Annotated in this window: 15 protein-coding genes and 1 pseudogene; 8 read left to right on the forward strand and 8 right to left on the reverse strand. The window is 51.6% G+C overall.

Annotated elements, in window-relative coordinates; genetic code table 11:
* Positions 1–30: 30 nt before the first annotated feature.
* Together mgtA and mgtL are read right to left on the reverse strand one after the other, a co-directional pair.
* Complete coding sequence (gene mgtA, locus C7B16_RS17150) at positions 31–2727, reverse strand: magnesium-translocating P-type ATPase (RefSeq protein ID WP_107179940.1); 2697 nt, start codon at positions 2725–2727, stop codon at positions 31–33.
* Positions 2728–2869: 142 nt separating this feature from the next.
* A complete protein-coding gene (mgtL, locus tag C7B16_RS17155) occupies positions 2870–2923 on the reverse strand; it encodes a mgtA regulatory leader peptide MgtL (RefSeq protein ID WP_001387276.1) in 54 nt (17 codons plus the stop codon).
* A gap of 173 nt (positions 2924–3096) precedes the next feature.
* Here mgtL and treR point away from each other — a divergent pair, with 173 nt between their 5' ends.
* The 5 genes from treR to nrdG all read left to right on the forward strand — a co-directional run bounded on the left by treR (position 3097) and on the right by nrdG (position 10369).
* On the forward strand, positions 3097–4044 hold the full coding sequence (gene treR, locus C7B16_RS17165; protein ID WP_001181341.1) for a trehalose operon repressor TreR: 948 nt from the start codon (positions 3097–3099) through the stop codon (positions 4042–4044).
* Positions 4045–4165: 121 nt separating this feature from the next.
* Positions 4166–5584 (forward strand): PTS trehalose transporter subunit IIBC, encoded by a 1419-nt coding sequence (gene treB, locus C7B16_RS17170; protein WP_000049038.1) that lies wholly within the window; start codon positions 4166–4168, stop codon positions 5582–5584.
* Between the two features lie 49 nt (positions 5585–5633).
* The gene (treC, locus tag C7B16_RS17175; RefSeq protein WP_001468311.1) at positions 5634–7289 is read left to right on the forward strand and encodes an alpha,alpha-phosphotrehalase; all 1656 of its coding nucleotides are present in this window, start codon (positions 5634–5636) and stop codon (positions 7287–7289) included.
* Between the two features lie 392 nt (positions 7290–7681).
* Positions 7682–9820 carry an anaerobic ribonucleoside-triphosphate reductase gene (nrdD, locus tag C7B16_RS17180; protein WP_000187807.1) on the forward strand — a complete coding sequence of 713 codons (2139 nt, stop codon included), beginning with the start codon at positions 7682–7684 and terminating at the stop codon, positions 9818–9820.
* Between the two features lie 84 nt (positions 9821–9904).
* Positions 9905–10369 carry an anaerobic ribonucleoside-triphosphate reductase-activating protein gene (gene nrdG, locus C7B16_RS17185; RefSeq protein ID WP_001106237.1) on the forward strand — a complete coding sequence of 155 codons (465 nt, stop codon included), beginning with the start codon at positions 9905–9907 and terminating at the stop codon, positions 10367–10369.
* A gap of 6 nt (positions 10370–10375) precedes the next feature.
* Here the strand turns inward: nrdG and C7B16_RS17190 are convergent.
* Positions 10376–10659 (reverse strand): annotated as a pseudogene (locus C7B16_RS17190) (type II toxin-antitoxin system RelE family toxin); the annotation flags it as partial.
* On the reverse strand, positions 10649–10891 hold the full coding sequence (locus C7B16_RS17195) for a type II toxin-antitoxin system RelB/DinJ family antitoxin (RefSeq protein WP_000212715.1): 243 nt from the start codon (positions 10889–10891) through the stop codon (positions 10649–10651). The gene C7B16_RS17195 and the pseudogene C7B16_RS17190, both read right to left, overlap by 11 nt.
* Positions 10892–10919: 28 nt before the next feature.
* Between C7B16_RS17195 and C7B16_RS17200 the strand changes: the two genes are divergently transcribed.
* Entirely contained in the window at positions 10920–11084 is a 165-nt protein-coding gene (locus C7B16_RS17200; RefSeq protein ID WP_228943734.1) for a hypothetical protein, read from the forward strand.
* On the opposite strand, the gene cybC is transcribed toward C7B16_RS17200, so the two are convergent.
* Positions 11081–11467 (reverse strand): cytochrome b562, encoded by a 387-nt coding sequence (gene cybC / locus C7B16_RS17205; protein ID WP_001232257.1) that lies wholly within the window; start codon positions 11465–11467, stop codon positions 11081–11083. The genes C7B16_RS17200 and cybC overlap by 4 nt on opposite strands.
* 58 nt (positions 11468–11525) lie before the next feature.
* On the reverse strand, positions 11526–12878 hold the full coding sequence (gene pmbA / locus C7B16_RS17210; RefSeq protein ID WP_001162190.1) for a metalloprotease PmbA: 1353 nt from the start codon (positions 12876–12878) through the stop codon (positions 11526–11528).
* A 93-nt stretch (positions 12879–12971) separates the two neighbouring features.
* On the opposite strand from pmbA, the gene yjgA reads away from it, so the two are divergent.
* Positions 12972–13523 carry a ribosome biogenesis factor YjgA gene (yjgA, locus tag C7B16_RS17215; protein WP_000166266.1) on the forward strand — a complete coding sequence of 184 codons (552 nt, stop codon included), beginning with the start codon at positions 12972–12974 and terminating at the stop codon, positions 13521–13523.
* A gap of 179 nt (positions 13524–13702) precedes the next feature.
* Here yjgA and mpl read toward each other — a convergent pair whose 3' ends face one another.
* The gene (gene mpl / locus C7B16_RS17220) at positions 13703–15076 is read right to left on the reverse strand and encodes a UDP-N-acetylmuramate:L-alanyl-gamma-D-glutamyl-meso-diaminopimelate ligase (RefSeq protein ID WP_001219774.1); all 1374 of its coding nucleotides are present in this window, start codon (positions 15074–15076) and stop codon (positions 13703–13705) included.
* Positions 15077–15251: 175 nt separating this feature from the next.
* Between mpl and fbp the strand changes: the two genes are divergently transcribed.
* Positions 15252–16250 (forward strand): class 1 fructose-bisphosphatase, encoded by a 999-nt coding sequence (gene fbp, locus C7B16_RS17225; RefSeq protein WP_000853758.1) that lies wholly within the window; start codon positions 15252–15254, stop codon positions 16248–16250.
* A 39-nt stretch (positions 16251–16289) separates the two neighbouring features.
* On the opposite strand, the gene C7B16_RS17230 is transcribed toward fbp, so the two are convergent.
* Positions 16290–16805 carry a DUF2569 domain-containing protein gene (locus C7B16_RS17230; RefSeq protein WP_000263316.1) on the reverse strand — a complete coding sequence of 172 codons (516 nt, stop codon included), beginning with the start codon at positions 16803–16805 and terminating at the stop codon, positions 16290–16292.
* Between the last annotated feature and the right edge of the window lies 1 nt (position 16806).

Consider the following 16806-nt stretch of genomic DNA (forward strand, 5'->3'; position numbering starts at 1 on the left):
AGAATATTTCAGGTCAGTCTCATCACTGACTTACTGCCAGCCGTAACGACGGCTATAGAACCCTTTCACCAGTTGCGTTAATGTCATATACCCTGCCAGAATCGCAATTAGCCACGGGAAATAGCTTAACGGCAACGCCTGCAGTTGCAGATAACTGGCCAGCGGCGAGAACGGCAATGCGATCCCCACAACCATCACGATCACGGTCATGATCATTAACGGCCACGATGCGCGGCTCTGAATAAACGGAACACGGCGGGTACGGATCATATGTACAATCAGCGTTTGCGACAGTAACCCCACCACAAACCAGCCCGACTGGAACAGCGTTTGCGTTTCCGGCGTGTTGGCATGGAATACCCACCACATCAGGCAAAACGTCAGAATATCGAAGATCGAACTGATCGGTCCGAAGAAGATCATAAAGCGCCCCAGATCCGCCGGATTCCAGCGCTGCGGCTTTTGAATTTGCTCGTCGTCGACGTTATCAAACGGGATCGCCACCTGTGACACATCGTACAGCAGGTTCTGAATAAGCAAGTGTAACGGCAACATCGGCAGGAAAGGCAAGAAAGCACTCGCCACCAGCACGCTGAACACATTACCGAAGTTAGAACTCGCCGTCATTTTGATGTATTTCAGCATGTTGGCGAAAGTGCGACGTCCCTCAATAACCCCCTCTTCCAGCACCATCAGGCTTTTTTCCAGCAGGATGATATCAGCCGCTTCACGAGCAATATCTACCGCGCCGTCCACGGAAATTCCAATATCCGCAGCGCGTAAGGCGGGCGCATCATTTATTCCATCGCCCATAAAGCCAACCACATGCCCTTCACGCCTCAGTAAGGTCACAATGCGTTCTTTATGCATCGGCGTCAGGCGCGCGAACAGCGTGGTACGTTGCGCGAGATTTGCCAATTCGTCATCAGTTAGCGTTTCAATATCACTACCAGTAACCACTTCTCCCGCGTCCAGCCCCACTTCATGGCACACTTTCGCCGCCACTAACTCACTGTCGCCAGTAAGGATCTTCACGGTAATTCCACTGGCTTTTAACGCCCGCAGAGCCGGAGCCGTTGTCTCTTTTGGCGGATCAAGAAAAGCGATATATCCTTCGAGGATCAGATCGGATTCATCAATCCGCTGGTAATCTCCTTCACGCGCTGGCAGGTATTTCGTCGCCACCGCAACCACGCGCAGCCCCTGACGGTTCAGCGTATCAGTAACCCGTTTAATCTTGCGTAACATGGTGTCATCAAGCGGGACAATCTCGCCATTGTGACGCACCTGCGAACACACATTGAGGATCTCCTGCAATGCGCCTTTGCAGACCAGTTGATGGTGTTCGGCATTTTCTGCCACTACTACCGACATCCGGCGGCGCTCGAAATCGAACGGAATTTCATCCACTTTCTGCCAACGACAGGCCAACAGACGGGCAGACTCTCCATCGATGCCTTCCAGCACCGCCGTATCGAGCAGGTTTTTAAGCCCGGTCTGGTAATGGCTGTTCAACCACGCACTATGTAGCACCCGCTCGCTGGTTTTACCGGAGATATCGGTATGATTCTCCAGCACAATTTTATCTTGCGTCAGGGTGCCTGTTTTATCAGTGCACAGAATATCCATAGCGCCAAAGTTCTGAATGGCATCCAGATGTTTGACGATCACTTTCTGTTTCGACAGCTTGACTGCGCCACGTGCCAGCGTCGAAGTGACAATCATCGGCAACATTTCCGGCGTTAAGCCTACCGCAACCGAAAGCGCGAACAGCGCTGCTTCCCACCAGTCACCTTTGGTGTAACCGTTGATGAGCAGCACCACCGGCGTCATCACCAGCATAAAGCGAATCAGCAATATGCTGACGCGGCTGATCCCTTGTTGAAAGGCGTTCGGCTCGTTTTCCTGCTCGCTGACACGCCCCGCCAGTTGACCAAACCAGGTATTAGCGCCTGTAGCAATCACCATTGCTTGTGCCGTGCCGCTCACCACGGTGGTGCCCATAAAACACAAAGTGTCGCACTCCAGCGGATTACAGTGCTCTGACTGGCGGGTAGTTGCGGCTTTTTCAACGGGCAGAGACTCACCGGTTAACGACGCCTGAGCGATGAACAGATCGCGCGCCTGCAAAATACGTAAATCGGCCGGGATCATATCCCCCGCCGCCAGTTTAATAATATCGCCAGGCACTAACTGGTCGATTGGGATCTCCAGCCAGCCATTTTCCCCTTTGTCGTTAATTACACGCAGCACCGTCGCGGTATTGCTGACCATCGCTTTCAGGGCATCTGCCGCTTTAGTGGAACGCGCTTCCTGAATAAAGTTCAGCAGCGTGGAAATAGCCACCATTAACGCGATCACACCTGCAGCAAATAAATCCTCCGTGGCATAAGAAATACCGCCGAGAATGGTGAGCAATATATTAAAGGGGTTGCGATAACAGACCCACAAATGTACCCACCACGGAGACGGTTGTTGCGCAGGTAATTTATTTTCACCATGTTGTTCGCGGGCTAATTCCACTTCCGCCTGATTTAACCCTTCCGGATGGGTGTCGAAGGTTTTCCATAATTCCTCTTCTGGCATTACCGCCATTTTCAGGCAATGCGCACTTAAGGAAGGGGGGATCGGAATATTCGCTGTCTGTTGCGCGCCAGGCAACGGATCGCGATGAACCAGACGAGAAGGTAAATGGCGAATGAGCCGGGTAAAAATTTCTTTAAACATAGGAAGTCCCTCCGCACCCTGTAAGCATGGTGCAGAAAATATCTTCAGGCGTTGCAAAGCCTTACCTGAAGGTAATAAAAATGAGCTGGGACGTTAAAACGTCACGGCCTTACGCATCCGGTAACGCCGTGAAAAGACAGGCTTACCGGAAAAGTTTTAATCTCCGTCGAGGGAGAGGCGTGGGATCAGGTTCCATATAACCTCCGGTAAGTGAAAAATAGCGCCAGGAATCCAATAATATTGGTAGCATTTATGCCGATATAATACCTGCAGACAACTAAACCAACGATAAACCAGACTTTGCCCATTGCGGTATGCACAGGTAAAGTTAGGCTCAAATAATTAAACCGCAAGTTACGGGGCAACAGGATGCAAAATCGGCTGACCATCAAAGACATCGCGCGCTTAAGCGGCGTGGGGAAATCCACGGTTTCCCGGGTGCTGAATAACGAAAGCGGCGTGAGTCAGCGCACACGTGAGCGCGTGGAAGCAGTGATGAATCAGCATGGATTTTCCCCTTCCCGCTCCGCACGCGCCATGCGTGGGCAAAGCGATAAAGTCGTCGCCATTATCGTTACCCGTCTGGATTCGTTATCAGAAAATCTCGCCGTTCAGACCATGCTGCCTGCATTCTATGAACAGGGCTACGACCCAATCATGATGGAAAGCCAGTTTTCACCACAATTGGTCGCAGAGCATCTGGGCGTTCTGAAACGTCGTAATATTGACGGCGTGGTGCTGTTCGGTTTTACCGGCATAACGGAAGAGATGTTAGCCCACTGGCAGTCATCACTGGTGCTGATGGCACGTGACGCAAAAGGCTTTGCTTCAGTCTGTTATGACGACGAAGGGGCGATCAAAATCCTGATGCAGCGACTGTATGACCAGGGGCACCGCAATATCAGCTATCTCGGCGTGCCACACAGTGACGTCACTACCGGTAAGCGACGCCATGAGGCCTATCTGGCATTTTGCAAAGCGCATAAACTGCATCCCGTCGCCGCTCTGCCGGGCCTTGCCATGAAGCAAGGCTACGATAACGTGGAAAAAGTGATTACGCCTGAAACCACCGCGTTGCTGTGCGCAACCGACACGCTGGCACTTGGCGCAAGTAAATACCTGCAAGAGAAACGCATTGACACTCTACAGTTGGCGAGTGTTGGTAATACGCCGTTGATGAAGTTCCTCCATCCGGAGATCGTCACCGTTGATCCCGGCTACGCTGAAGCCGGACGCCAGGCGGCCTGCCAGTTGATCGAGCAGGTAACCGGACGCAGCGAACCCCAACAAATCGTCATCCCCGCCACCCTTTCCTGATCGTTGACTGAACGATAATTTGTGATCTTCGCTGCGTTTCGGGAACGTTCCCATTTTTAATATTCTCTTCCCACGATATTCTGCCATCAACCAAATATGTCATCTGCCACGGGGCTTTACGATGAGCAAAGTGAACCAAACGGATATCGACCAGTTGATTGAACTGGTCGGCGGGCGCGACAATATCGCGACGGTGAGCCACTGTATTACACGCCTGCGCTTTGTCCTCAACCAACCGACCAATGCCAGACCGAAAGAAATTGAACAATTACCAATGGTGAAAGGCTGCTTCACCAATGCCGGGCAATTTCAGGTGGTCATTGGCACCAACGTTGGCGATTACTATAAAGCGCTGTTGGCGAGGACTGGTCAGGCGCAGGTCGATAAAGAGCAGGTGAAAAAAGCTGCACGGCAAAATATGAAATGGCATGAACAGTTGATCTCCCATTTCGCAGAGATCTTCTTCCCGTTGCTACCGGCGCTAATTAGTGGTGGTTTGATCCTCGGTTTTCGCAATGTGATTGGCGATCTACCCATGAGCAACGGGCAGACGCTGGCGCAAATGTACCCTTCTCTAAAAACGATCTACGATTTTTTGTGGTTGATCGGTGAAGCGATCTTCTTCTACCTGCCAGTCGGAATCTGCTGGTCAGCGGTGAAAAAGATGGGTGGCACACCGATTCTCGGTATCGTACTTGGCGTGACGCTGGTTTCTCCACAATTGATGAACGCCTATCTGCTCGGGCAGCAGGTGCCAGAAGTATGGGACTTTGGCATGTTCAGCATCGCTAAAGTGGGCTATCAGGCACAGGTGATCCCGGCACTGCTGGCCGGGCTGGCGCTTGGCGTTATTGAAACCCGCCTTAAGCGCATCGTGCCAGATTACCTCTATCTGGTGGTTGTGCCGGTCTGTTCGTTGATCCTCGCGGTGTTCCTTGCCCATGCACTTATTGGTCCCTTTGGCCGCATGATTGGCGATGGCGTTGCCTTTGCGGTACGCCACCTGATGACCGGCAGCTTTGCGCCGATTGGTGCGGCATTGTTTGGCTTCCTGTACGCCCCGTTGGTGATCACCGGCGTACACCAGACCACGCTTGCTATTGATTTGCAGATGATTCAAAGCATGGGTGGCACGCCAGTGTGGCCGCTGATTGCACTGTCGAATATCGCTCAGGGCTCCGCCGTGATAGGTATTATCATTTCCAGCCGCAAGCACAATGAACGCGAGATCTCCGTGCCTGCCGCGATCTCCGCCTGGCTTGGGGTCACAGAGCCGGCAATGTACGGCATCAACCTGAAATATCGCTTCCCGATGCTGTGCGCGATGATTGGTTCTGGTGTGGCGGGATTGTTATGCGGCCTGAACGGCGTCATGGCGAACGGCATCGGTGTTGGCGGTCTGCCGGGCATTCTCTCTATTCAGCCGAGCTACTGGCAGGTGTTTGCGCTGGCAATGGCTATCGCCATCATCATTCCGATTGTACTCACCTCGTTTATCTACCAGCGGAAATATCGCCTGGGTACGCTTGAAATTGTTTAATTTTCTTCGGGGCGCACTTGCGCCCCCTCGCATTTGCAGGAATAACCTAATGACTAATCTTCCCCACTGGTGGCAAAACGGCGTTATCTACCAGATTTATCCAAAGAGTTTTCAGGACACCACCGGCAGCGGCACCGGCGATCTGCGCGGAGTCACCCTGCGCCTCGACTATCTACAAAAACTGGGGGTCGATGCTATCTGGTTGACCCCCTTTTATGTCTCTCCCCAGGTCGATAACGGTTACGACGTGGCGAACTATACGGCGATTGATCCCACGTATGGCACGCTGGATGATTTTGACGAACTGGTGGCGCAGGCGAAATCGCGCGGTATTCGCATTATTCTTGATATGGTGTTTAACCATACTTCTACCCAACACGCCTGGTTTCGCGAGGCGCTGAACAAAGAAAGCCCTTATCGTCAGTTTTATATCTGGCGTGACGGCAAACCAGGAATACCACCAAATAACTGGCGTTCTAAATTCGGCGGCAATGCCTGGCGCTGGCACGCAGAAAGCGAACAGTATTATTTGCATCTGTTTGCACCTGAACAGGCCGATCTCAACTGGGAAAACCCAGCAGTACGCACAGAACTGAAAAAAGTCTGTGAGTTCTGGGCCGATCGCGGGGTAGACGGGCTGCGTCTGGATGTGGTGAATCTGATCTCCAAAGACCCGCGCTTCCCTGACGATCTGGATGGCGACGGGCGTCGCTTCTACACCGACGGGCCACGAGTCCATGAGTTTTTGCACGAGATGAACCGTGATGTCTTTACACCACGCGGGTTGATGACCGTAGGTGAAATGTCCTCCACCAGCCTTGAACATTGCCAGCGATACGCGGCGCTGACAGGCAGTGAATTGTCGATGACCTTTAATTTTCATCACCTGAAGGTCGATTATCCCGGCGGTGAAAAATGGACGCTAGCTAAACCTGACTTTGTAGCGTTAAAAACATTGTTCCGCCACTGGCAACAGGGAATGCATAACGTCGCGTGGAATGCTTTGTTCTGGTGTAACCACGATCAGCCGCGCATTGTTTCTCGCTTTGGCGATGAAGGTGACTACCGAGAGCCTGCGGCAAAAATGCTGGCGATGGTGCTGCATGGTATGCAGGGAACGCCTTATATTTACCAGGGGGAAGAGATTGGCATGACCAATCCGCATTTCACACGCATTACCGATTACCGCGACGTGGAAAGCCTCAACATGTTTGCCGAACTGCGCAACTGCGGGTGTGACGCCGAAGAGTTATTGGCGATCCTCGCCAGCAAGTCCCGCGATAACAGCCGCACGCCAATGCAATGGAACAACGGCGATAACGCCGGGTTTACTACCGCCGAACCGTGGATTGCCGTGTGTGATAACTATCGGGAAATCAACGTGGAAGCCGCGCTGGCCGATGAATCTTCGGTGTTTTACACCTATCAGAAATTAATCGCGCTGCGTAAACAAGAACCCATTCTGACATGGGGCGATTACCAGGATCTGCTGCCAAACAGCCCTGCATTGTGGTGCTATCGCCGCGAATGGCAGGGGCAAACCTTATTGGTGATTGCCAACCTTAGCCGCGACATACAACCCTGGCAGCCAGGGCAAATCCGCGGCGACTGGCAACTGTTAATGCACAACTATGAAGAAGCCTCCTCTCAACCGGGAGCCATGACATTACGGCCTTTTGAGGCTGCCTGGTGGTTGCAGAGATAATTCTTCTCCTGGCCCCGGCAAAGCGAGCATTTTCGGGGCCTTACATGGCAGCACATTGTTTTTGTTGGTTTTTTAAACAGAAAATTATTAAAAATTTACACATCGCTGTAGCGCCCGTCATCCGTACACTCTGCTTTTTACTTTGAGCTAAATCAAAAAAAGCTCAAACATCCTTAATGCAAAGCACTATATATAGACTTTAAAATGCATCGCAACCCAATATGTTGTATCCGTCGACTATACTTGCATCAAGATACACACCAACTAAGCCGACATAATTGTGGATAAGGCAGATTGGGACTGCTGTAACTCCCCGTAAAAAGAGCCAAATAAACCGGGGCGCACTTCCCAATTTTCTGTGTATAACCTGTTCTTAAAAATATGGAGCGATCATGACACCGCATGTGATGAAACGAGACGGCTGCAAAGTGCCGTTTAAATCAGAGCGCATCAAAGAAGCTATTCTGCGTGCAGCTAAAGCAGCGGAAGTCGATGATGCAGATTATTGTGCCACTGTTGCCGCTGTCGTCAGCGAGCAAATGCAAGGCCGCACCCAGGTCGATATCAACGAAATCCAGACTGCAGTTGAAAACCAGCTCATGTCTGGCCCGTACAAACAACTGGCTCGTGCTTACATCGAGTACCGTCATGATCGCGACATTGAACGTGAAAAACGCGGTCGCCTGAACCAGGAGATCCGTGGCCTGGTCGAGCAGACCAACTCTTCGTTGCTCAATGAAAACGCCAACAAAGACAGCAAGGTGATTCCGACCCAGCGCGACCTGCTGGCCGGGATTGTTGCTAAACACTATGCACGCCAGCATTTGCTGCCGCGTGACGTGGTTCAGGCGCATGAGCGTGGCGATATTCACTACCACGATCTCGATTACTCGCCGTTCTTCCCGATGTTCAACTGCATGTTGATCGACCTGAAAGGTATGTTGACCCAGGGCTTTAAGATGGGGAACGCCGAGATTGAACCGCCGAAGTCGATCTCTACGGCAACCGCAGTAACTGCACAGATTATCGCCCAGGTTGCCAGCCATATTTATGGCGGCACCACCATTAACCGTATCGACGAAGTTCTGGCACCGTTCGTCACTGCCAGCTACAACAAGCACCGTAAAACAGCGGAAGAGTGGAGCATTCCAGACGCTGAAGGCTACGCCAACTCTCGTACCATCAAAGAGTGCTACGACGCGTTCCAGTCGCTGGAATATGAAGTGAATACCCTGCACACAGCCAACGGTCAGACGCCGTTTGTCACCTTTGGCTTTGGTCTGGGTACTAGCTGGGAGTCGCGTCTGATTCAGGAATCTATCCTGCGTAACCGTATCGCGGGCCTCGGTAAAAACCGTAAAACTGCCGTGTTCCCGAAACTGGTGTTTGCGATCCGCGATGGCCTGAACCATAAAAAAGGCGATCCGAACTACGACATCAAACAACTGGCACTGGAGTGTGCAAGCAAGCGCATGTATCCAGACATTCTGAACTACGATCAGGTGGTTAAAGTTACCGGGTCGTTTAAAACGCCAATGGGTTGCCGCAGCTTCCTCGGCGTGTGGGAAAACGAAAACGGCGAGCAGATCCACGATGGACGTAACAACCTCGGCGTAATCAGCCTTAACCTGCCGCGTATTGCGCTGGAAGCAAAAGGTGATGAAGCCACCTTCTGGAAGCTGCTGGATGAACGCCTGGTGCTGGCGCGTAAGGCGCTGATGACCCGTATCGCCCGTCTGGAAGGCGTGAAAGCGCGCGTGGCCCCAATCCTCTATATGGAAGGTGCCTGTGGAGTACGTCTGAATGCTGATGACGACGTTTCTGAAATCTTCAAAAACGGTCGTGCATCGATTTCGCTGGGTTATATCGGGATCCACGAAACGATTAATGCGCTGTTCGGCGGCGAACATGTTTACGACAACGAGCAACTGCGTGCGAAAGGTATTGCCATTGTTGAACGTCTGCGTCAGGCGGTGGATCAGTGGAAAGAAGAAACCGGCTACGGTTTCAGCCTCTACAGTACGCCGAGTGAAAACCTGTGCGATCGCTTCTGTCGTCTTGATACTGCGGAGTTTGGCGTGGTGCCGGGCGTGACCGATAAAGGTTACTACACCAACAGTTTCCACCTCGATGTTGAGAAGAAGGTTAACCCGTACGACAAGATCGACTTTGAAGCGCCTTATCCGCCGCTGGCGAACGGTGGCTTCATTTGCTACGGCGAGTATCCAAATATTCAGCACAACCTGAAGGCGCTGGAAGATGTCTGGGATTACAGCTATCAGCATGTGCCGTATTACGGCACCAACACGCCGATCGATGAATGCTACGAATGTGGCTTTACCGGTGAGTTTGAGTGCACCAGCAAAGGCTTCACCTGCCCGAAATGTGGTAACCATGACACCTCCCGTGTGTCGGTGACTCGCCGCGTGTGCGGGTATTTAGGCAGTCCTGATGCGCGTCCGTTTAACGCCGGTAAGCAGGAAGAAGTTAAGCGCCGCGTTAAACATTTGGGCAATGGGCAAATCGGTTGATCTTCACTCTGCGGTAAGCAAATGCCGGATGCGACGCGAAAGCGTCTTATCCGGCCTACACGCGGACTGATAAGCCAGGCAAAAATGAATTACCATCAATACTATCCTGTCGACATCGTTAACGGCCCCGGCACTCGCTGCACCCTGTTTGTCTCCGGGTGCGTCCATGAATGTCCTGGCTGCTATAACAAAAGCACCTGGCGGGTAAATTCCGGTCAACCGTTTACCAAAGAAATGGAAGACCAGATCATCAACGATCTGAACGACACCCGCATCAAACGCCAGGGTATTTCCCTCTCCGGCGGCGACCCGCTGCACCCACAAAACGTGCCGGATATTTTAAAACTGGTACAACGCATCCGCGCCGAGTGCCCTGGTAAAGATATCTGGGTATGGACAGGCTATAAACTCGACGAACTCAATGCTGCGCAAATGCAGGTTGTTGACTTGATTAACGTGCTGGTCGACGGCAAATTTGTGCAGGATTTAAAAGATCCGTCCCTGATCTGGCGCGGTAGCAGCAACCAGGTGGTGCATCATTTGCGGTAATCGCTCATCCAGCCGTTTATCCGCCTCATCATAAACGGCTGAGTTCTCTCTCTTACCAATAGCTATCACCAACACGAGCAACGCTTTATCATTGACCTGATAGACCAGACGATATCCCAGTGTTCGAAGCTTAATTTTGTAGCAGTCCGGCAAATCCCGCAGTTTAGCCGATGGATTGCTCGGCCTTTTCAGCACATTCTCAAGCTTTTTTAAAATTGTTCCCGGACTGCCACGCCCAGCTTTTGCCACTCTTTCAGCGCTCGCGGATCAAAGGCCAGCTCATAGTTCATCCAGTCGAACCTTAATGGCCTCTTGTGGGTTGGCCAGTCGTTCCCTGACAGTGCGTAACAAGGCTTCTTCGCTATCACTGACAGTGAGCGTTTTTACCGGCATTCGCCCATTTTCCGCAACGTACTGAAACAACAGTCGCACTGCTTCAGTAGGCGTGATATTTAATTTTTCCAGCACCGCATAAGCCTCATTTTTCAGTTTGTCATCCAGGCGGACGTTAAGTGTGGCCATTATGCCTCCGGTAATTACGAAAAGTGTAATGCATTATAGCATTACATATGCATTACATTCATTTATGGAAAACGCCTCGCAAAAATGGGGCTACGCACAAGACAATGGTCGTGTTGACAGTAAATTCTGCGTGGGATTTATGAAAGGAGAAGAGCGTTGGGCGGTGATGTTTCACCGCCCAATCCAGCATTAACGATACTTCTTGTGATAGGTGTTGCGGGTGGTTTTCAGTTGCTCTGCGGCGGCCTGTGCTTCTTTGACTTTACCTTCGTTCGCCAACTTCAGCGCGTCGTCAATCTGGCCGACCAGAATGTCGAAACCGTGACGGAAATCTTTCATTTCCGGACTGTCTGGCGATTTACCTTCCAGCTTCGGCGGCGTTGCTTTTTGCGCATCCAGCGCCGCGGCGCGCATTTTGGTTAACGCATCTTTGACTTGCGCCGCGTTATCCGCTTTTTCGACCACTTTTAAATTGTCGTTGAGGGTTTCCATATTGCCTTCCAGATCAGCGGCAAACGACGCCGAACTGAATACCAACGAGGAGACTGCAAGAATAGCTAACAGGCTTTTACGCATTGCTCACTTCCTTCCATTTTTCTTATTAAGATTCGGCGCGGCAGGTCGCGCCAGTTTTTTACTGCCCGGCGATTTTCATCTCCGGCAACAGTACAGAACCACACTGTATATTGCTGCGTGTTTCAATATCGTTACCGACGGTGACAATATTGCGCCACATATCTTTTAAATTACCTGCGATGGTGATTTCGCTAACCGGATACTGAATTTCGCCGTTTTCTACCCAGAAACCCGCGGCACCACGGGAATAATCACCGGTAATTGCGCTCACACCCTGGCCCATCAATTCTGTCACCACCAGCCCGGTGCCCATCTCTTTGAGCATCTGCTCGAAGCTCAGACCTTGCCCGGCAATACGCCAGTTGTGGATACCGCCCGCATGACCGGTACTTTTCAGCCCCAGCTTGCGCGCAGAGTAGGAAGTCAGCAGCCACTGAGTCAGGATGCCATCTTTGATGATATCGCGACGCTCGGTGCGCACACCTTCACTGTCGAATGGCGTGGATGCCAACCCTTTTAGCAGATGCGGGTGTTCTTCAATGGTCAGCCAGTCAGGCAAAATTTGTTTACCGAGCGAGTCGAGCAGAAAAGTCGATTTGCGGTAGACCGCACCACCGGCAATCGCGCCGACCAGATGACCAAACAGCCCCGTGGCAACTTCATTGGCAAAAATTACCGGCGCTTTCATAGTGGAGAGTTTACGCGGTGACAGGCGCGATAAAGTACGGCGGGCGCAGTCTGCCCCGACCCATTCCGGCGTTTGTAGATCGCTCATCGCGCGACCAATGGTGTAGGCATAATCACGCTCCATATCGCCGTTCTCTTCGGCAATCACGCAACTGGAGAGTGAATGGCGCGTTGAACAGTAGCCCTGCAACATGCCGTGGCTGTTACCAAATACTTTTACCCCGTAGTGGCTGTTAAAACTGCCGCCTTCGGTATTGGTGATGCGTTTGTCCGCCTTTAACGCAGCCTGTTCAGCACGGGCCGCCAGTTCAATGGCTTCATCCGGAGAGACTTCCGCAGGGTGGAACAAGTCGAGATCAGGCGCGTCAAAGGCCAGCAACTCTTTATCTGCCACGCCTGCGTAGGGATCTGGCGAGGTATAACGGGCAATATCCAGCGCCGCCTGTACGGTGCGGGCAATGGCCTGCGGGCTTAAATCGGTGGATGATGCACTACCTTTGCGGTTCTGGTGATAAACGGTGATCCCCAGCGCGCCATCGCTATTGAATTCGACATTCTCCACTTCACCATAACGCGTGCTTACGCTAATGCCGGTGGTCTTGCTGACGGCAACTTCTGCACCGTCCGATTTGCCTGAGGCCAACTCCAGCGCAGTCGAAACTGCTTCTTCCAGAATCTTGCGCTGCGCTTCAACTTGAGAGATTACTTTCATTGCAAGTGCCATAATGTAGAGAGTTTCTCTGAAGTCTAACAGAGAACCGTTTTTCAGTGCGCATCTTAACTGGTAACATTAGCCTCTTTTTTTAAGGAGCCTGACATGACTAAGCAGCCCGAAGACTGGCTCGACGACGTTCCCGGTGATGATATCGAAGACGAAGACGATGAAATTATCTGGGTCAGTAAAAGTGAAATTAAACGCGATGCCGAGGAGTTAAAACGCCTGGGTGCGGAAATTGTAGATCTGGGGAAAAACGCGCTGGATAAGATCCCGCTAGATGCGGATCTGCGCGCAGCTATCGAGTTAGCCCAGCGTATTAAGATGGAAGGCCGCCGCCGCCAGTTGCAGCTTATCGGTAAGATGCTGCGCCAGCGCGATGTAGAACCGATCCGTCAGGCGCTGGATAAGCTGAAAAACCGCCACAACCAGCAGGTTGTGCTGTTCCATAAACTGGAAAACCTGCGCGATCGTTTGATCGACCACGGTGATGATGCCATCGCTGAGGTATTGAACTTGTGGCCAGATGCCGATCGTCAGCAATTACGTGCTCTGATCCGCAACGCGAAGAAAGAGAAAGAAGGGAACAAGCCGCCGAAATCCGCACGACAGATTTTCCAGTATCTGCGTGAGTTAGCGGAGAACGAAGGGTAAGTTTTGTTGCTGATGTGAGTATGGTTTGCCGGATGCAGTACACCGCCAGATCTGTAGGCCTGATAAGACGCGTCAAGCGTCGCATCAGGCGCTATGCTCAAATGCCGGATGCGGCGTGAACGCCCTATCCGGCCTACAAAAGCACGTTGCCCCTGTAGGCCTTATAAAACGTCTCAGGGTTACTGCGCGGCTTCCGCCTTCTTCGCCAGACCATCCAGCAGTTTCTGATGAATACCACCAAAACCGCCGTTGCTCATCACCAGAATATGGTCGCCAGGCTGGGCGGTTTTCACCACCATATCTGCCAACGCATCGACATCACCACTCCAGTGTGCAGGCTGAATACAGGCTTCCGCCACTTCGGCTACCTGCCACGGAATATGCGCCGGTTGCAACAGGAAGACTTCATCGGCACGACCTAACGACGGTGCTAAATCATCTTTGCAGACGCCCATCTTCATGGTGTTCGAGCGTGGTTCCAGCACGGCAATAATACGCGCCGTACCACCAACTTTACCGCGCAGCGCCGCCAGCGTTGCCAGAATTGCCGTCGGGTGATGGGCAAAATCGTCATATACCGTCACGCCATTTGCTTCACCACGCAGTTCCAGACGACGACGAGCGTTGATAAATGACCCCAGCGCATTAGCAGCATCTGCCGGAGCAACACCAACATGACGGGCCGCAGCAATCGCCATCAGACCGTTGTGCATGTTATGTTCCCCCACCAGCGACCATTTCACTTCACCCACTTTTTCACCATCCAGCAAAACTTCCCATTCGGAAGCGTCGGTGGTCAGCTTTTTCGCCTGCCAGTGTCCCTGCTCGCCCACCAGCTCCTGCTCGCTCCAGCAGCCCATCGCCATGGTCTGTTTCAGGTTGATGTCGTTTTCCGGCCAGATAATACGGCCCTGCCCCGGAACAATACGTACCAGATGGTGGAACTGTTTCTGGATCGCTTTCAGGTCATCGAAAATATCGGCGTGATCAAACTCAAGATTATTGAGGATCAGCGTGCGCGGGCAGTAATGAACAAACTTAGAACGTTTGTCAAAGAAGGCGCAGTCATACTCATCCGCTTCGATAACAAAGAAGTCGCTTTCGCCCAGACGCGCCGAAACCTCAAAGTTTCCAGGTACACCGCCGATCACAAAACCCGGTTTATAGCCGCACTGTTCCAGAATCCAGGTCGCCATTCCCGCGGTAGTAGTTTTGCCGTGTGTACCAGCAACGGCCAGAACCCAGCGGTCACGCAGCACAAAATCGTGCAGCCACTGTGGACCTGACATATACGGAATGTTTTTTTCCAGTACCGCTTCCACACACGGATTTCCACGGGTCATGGCATTGCCAATAATCACCAAATCCGGCTGCGGATCGAGCTGGCTGGCATCGAAACCCTGAATCAGTTCAATGCCTTGCTTCTCAAGTAAGGTGCTCATCGGCGGATACACATTGGCGTCCGAACCCGTTACTTCATGGCCCAACTGGCGCGCCAGAATCGCCAGACCACCCATAAACGTGCCACAAATTCCTAAAATATGAATGCGCATACGTCATTATCCTTTTTTAATCTACCGCTCATTTTACGCATATGTCGGGCAAGTGAGAAACGCATTTCAGGATAATCCGTAATTTGCTGGCGCGATTCACCTGAGCGCAACATTCAGATTATTTGTTAAGATTGTTGCGGTCGCTTTACTCCATAAACATTGCAGGGAAAGTTTTATGAAAACGTTAGGTGAATTTATTGTCGAAAAGCAGCACGAGTTTTCTCATGCTACCGGTGAGCTCACTGCTTTGCTGTCGGCAATAAAACTGGGCGCCAAGATTATCCATAGAGATATCAACAAAGCCGGACTGGTTGATATCCTGGGTGCCAGCGGTGCTGAGAATGTGCAGGGCGAGGTGCAACAAAAACTCGACCTGTTCGCTAATGAAAAACTGAAAGCCGCATTGAAAGCGCGCGATATCGTTGCGGGCATTGCATCTGAAGAAGAGGATGGGATTGTCGTCTTTGATGGGTGTGAACACGCAAAATACGTTGTGCTGATGGACCCCCTGGATGGCTCGTCCAACATCGATGTTAACGTCTCTGTCGGTACTATATTCTCCATCTACCGCCGCGTCACGCCTGTTGGTACGCCGGTAACGGAAGAGGATTTCCTCCAGCCTGGTAATAAACAGGTTGCCGCAGGTTACGTGGTATACGGCTCCTCTACCATGCTGGTTTACACCACTGGCTGCGGCGTCCACGCCTTTACTTATGATCCGTCACTCGGTGTTTTCTGTCTGTGTCAGGAAAAAATGCGTTTCCCGGAGAAAGGCTCAACCTACTCCATCAACGAAGGAAACTACATTAAGTTTCCTAACGGCGTGAAGAAGTACATTAAATTCTGCCAGGAAGAAGATAAGTCCACCAACCGCCCGTACACCTCACGTTATATCGGTTCACTGGTCGCGGATTTCCACCGTAACCTGCTGAAAGGCGGCATTTATCTCTATCCAAGCACCGCAAGTCACCCGGACGGTAAACTGCGTTTGCTGTATGAATGCAACCCAATGGCATTCCTGGCGGAACAAGCAGGCGGTAAAGCGAGCGATGGCAAAGAGCGTATTCTGGATATCATCCCGGAAACCCTGCATCAGCGCCGTTCGTTCTTCGTCGGCAATGACCATATGGTTGAAGATGTCGAACGCTTTATTCGTGAGTTCCCTGACGCGTAATGGTCTAAAAACGCCGGAGCAGTCCGGCGTTTTTGCGTTTTAATTAACAAAAGTTAATTTGACGCGTTTAGAGACACGGAAATAGGGAACCCAGATAGCCAAATGAATGATATTTTTCAGCACACCCCATGCGTCTGAAAGATCAATTGTGGCATGAAGAAATTGTACTGCTCCCCAGATATCAGCAACATTCAATGCGAAGAGCGCCAGAAGAAGGGCAATATAGTAGTGAGGAAGTTGGCGTTTCTTATTAAAAAACAAAAAAGTAGTATAACTCACCAACAGAAATATCGTGGCACATCCGACCACTTCCAGATAAAGCAGAGTTCTGAGCGGTTCTTCCTGACTGCCCTGAGCAAGCCCCCATGTTCGTACAAAAGAATAAATGCTCGAAATAATCACCAGCACTAAAGAAATAGCAGGTAAATACAGCCAACCTCCAATCCCCGTAAGCTTTTTATCAGCACAACCTTTGCAATAATCGTCAGGTGGTAAAACAGCTACTCCACAACTTTTGCATGTTGTACTTAAATCCTCGCCTTCCTTTGCCCACATA

Source organism: Escherichia sp. 20412-1 (assembly GCF_003027595.1).
Lineage (GTDB): Bacteria > Pseudomonadota > Gammaproteobacteria > Enterobacterales > Enterobacteriaceae > Escherichia > Escherichia marmotae.

Bases quoted from the DNA above. Each gene is read 5' to 3' on its own strand.
- mgtA (WP_107179940.1), bottom strand. From the start codon at position 2,727: ATGTTTAAAGAAATTTTTACCCGGCTCATTCGCCATTTACCTTCTCGT.
- treR (WP_001181341.1), top strand. From the start codon at position 3,097: ATGCAAAATCGGCTGACCATCAAAGACATCGCGCGCTTAAGCGGCGTG.
- treB (WP_000049038.1), top strand. From the start codon at position 4,166: ATGAGCAAAGTGAACCAAACGGATATCGACCAGTTGATTGAACTGGTC.
- treC (WP_001468311.1), top strand. From the start codon at position 5,634: ATGACTAATCTTCCCCACTGGTGGCAAAACGGCGTTATCTACCAGATT.
- nrdD (WP_000187807.1), top strand. From the start codon at position 7,682: ATGACACCGCATGTGATGAAACGAGACGGCTGCAAAGTGCCGTTTAAA.
- nrdG (WP_001106237.1), top strand. From the start codon at position 9,905: ATGAATTACCATCAATACTATCCTGTCGACATCGTTAACGGCCCCGGC.
- C7B16_RS17195 (WP_000212715.1), bottom strand. From the start codon at position 10,891: ATGGCCACACTTAACGTCCGCCTGGATGACAAACTGAAAAATGAGGCT.
- C7B16_RS17200 (WP_228943734.1), top strand. From the start codon at position 10,920: ATGCATTATAGCATTACATATGCATTACATTCATTTATGGAAAACGCC.
- cybC (WP_001232257.1), bottom strand. From the start codon at position 11,467: ATGCGTAAAAGCCTGTTAGCTATTCTTGCAGTCTCCTCGTTGGTATTC.
- pmbA (WP_001162190.1), bottom strand. From the start codon at position 12,878: ATGGCACTTGCAATGAAAGTAATCTCTCAAGTTGAAGCGCAGCGCAAG.
- yjgA (WP_000166266.1), top strand. From the start codon at position 12,972: ATGACTAAGCAGCCCGAAGACTGGCTCGACGACGTTCCCGGTGATGAT.
- mpl (WP_001219774.1), bottom strand. From the start codon at position 15,076: ATGCGCATTCATATTTTAGGAATTTGTGGCACGTTTATGGGTGGTCTG.
- fbp (WP_000853758.1), top strand. From the start codon at position 15,252: ATGAAAACGTTAGGTGAATTTATTGTCGAAAAGCAGCACGAGTTTTCT.
- C7B16_RS17230 (WP_000263316.1), bottom strand. From the start codon at position 16,805: ATGTGGGCAAAGGAAGGCGAGGATTTAAGTACAACATGCAAAAGTTGT.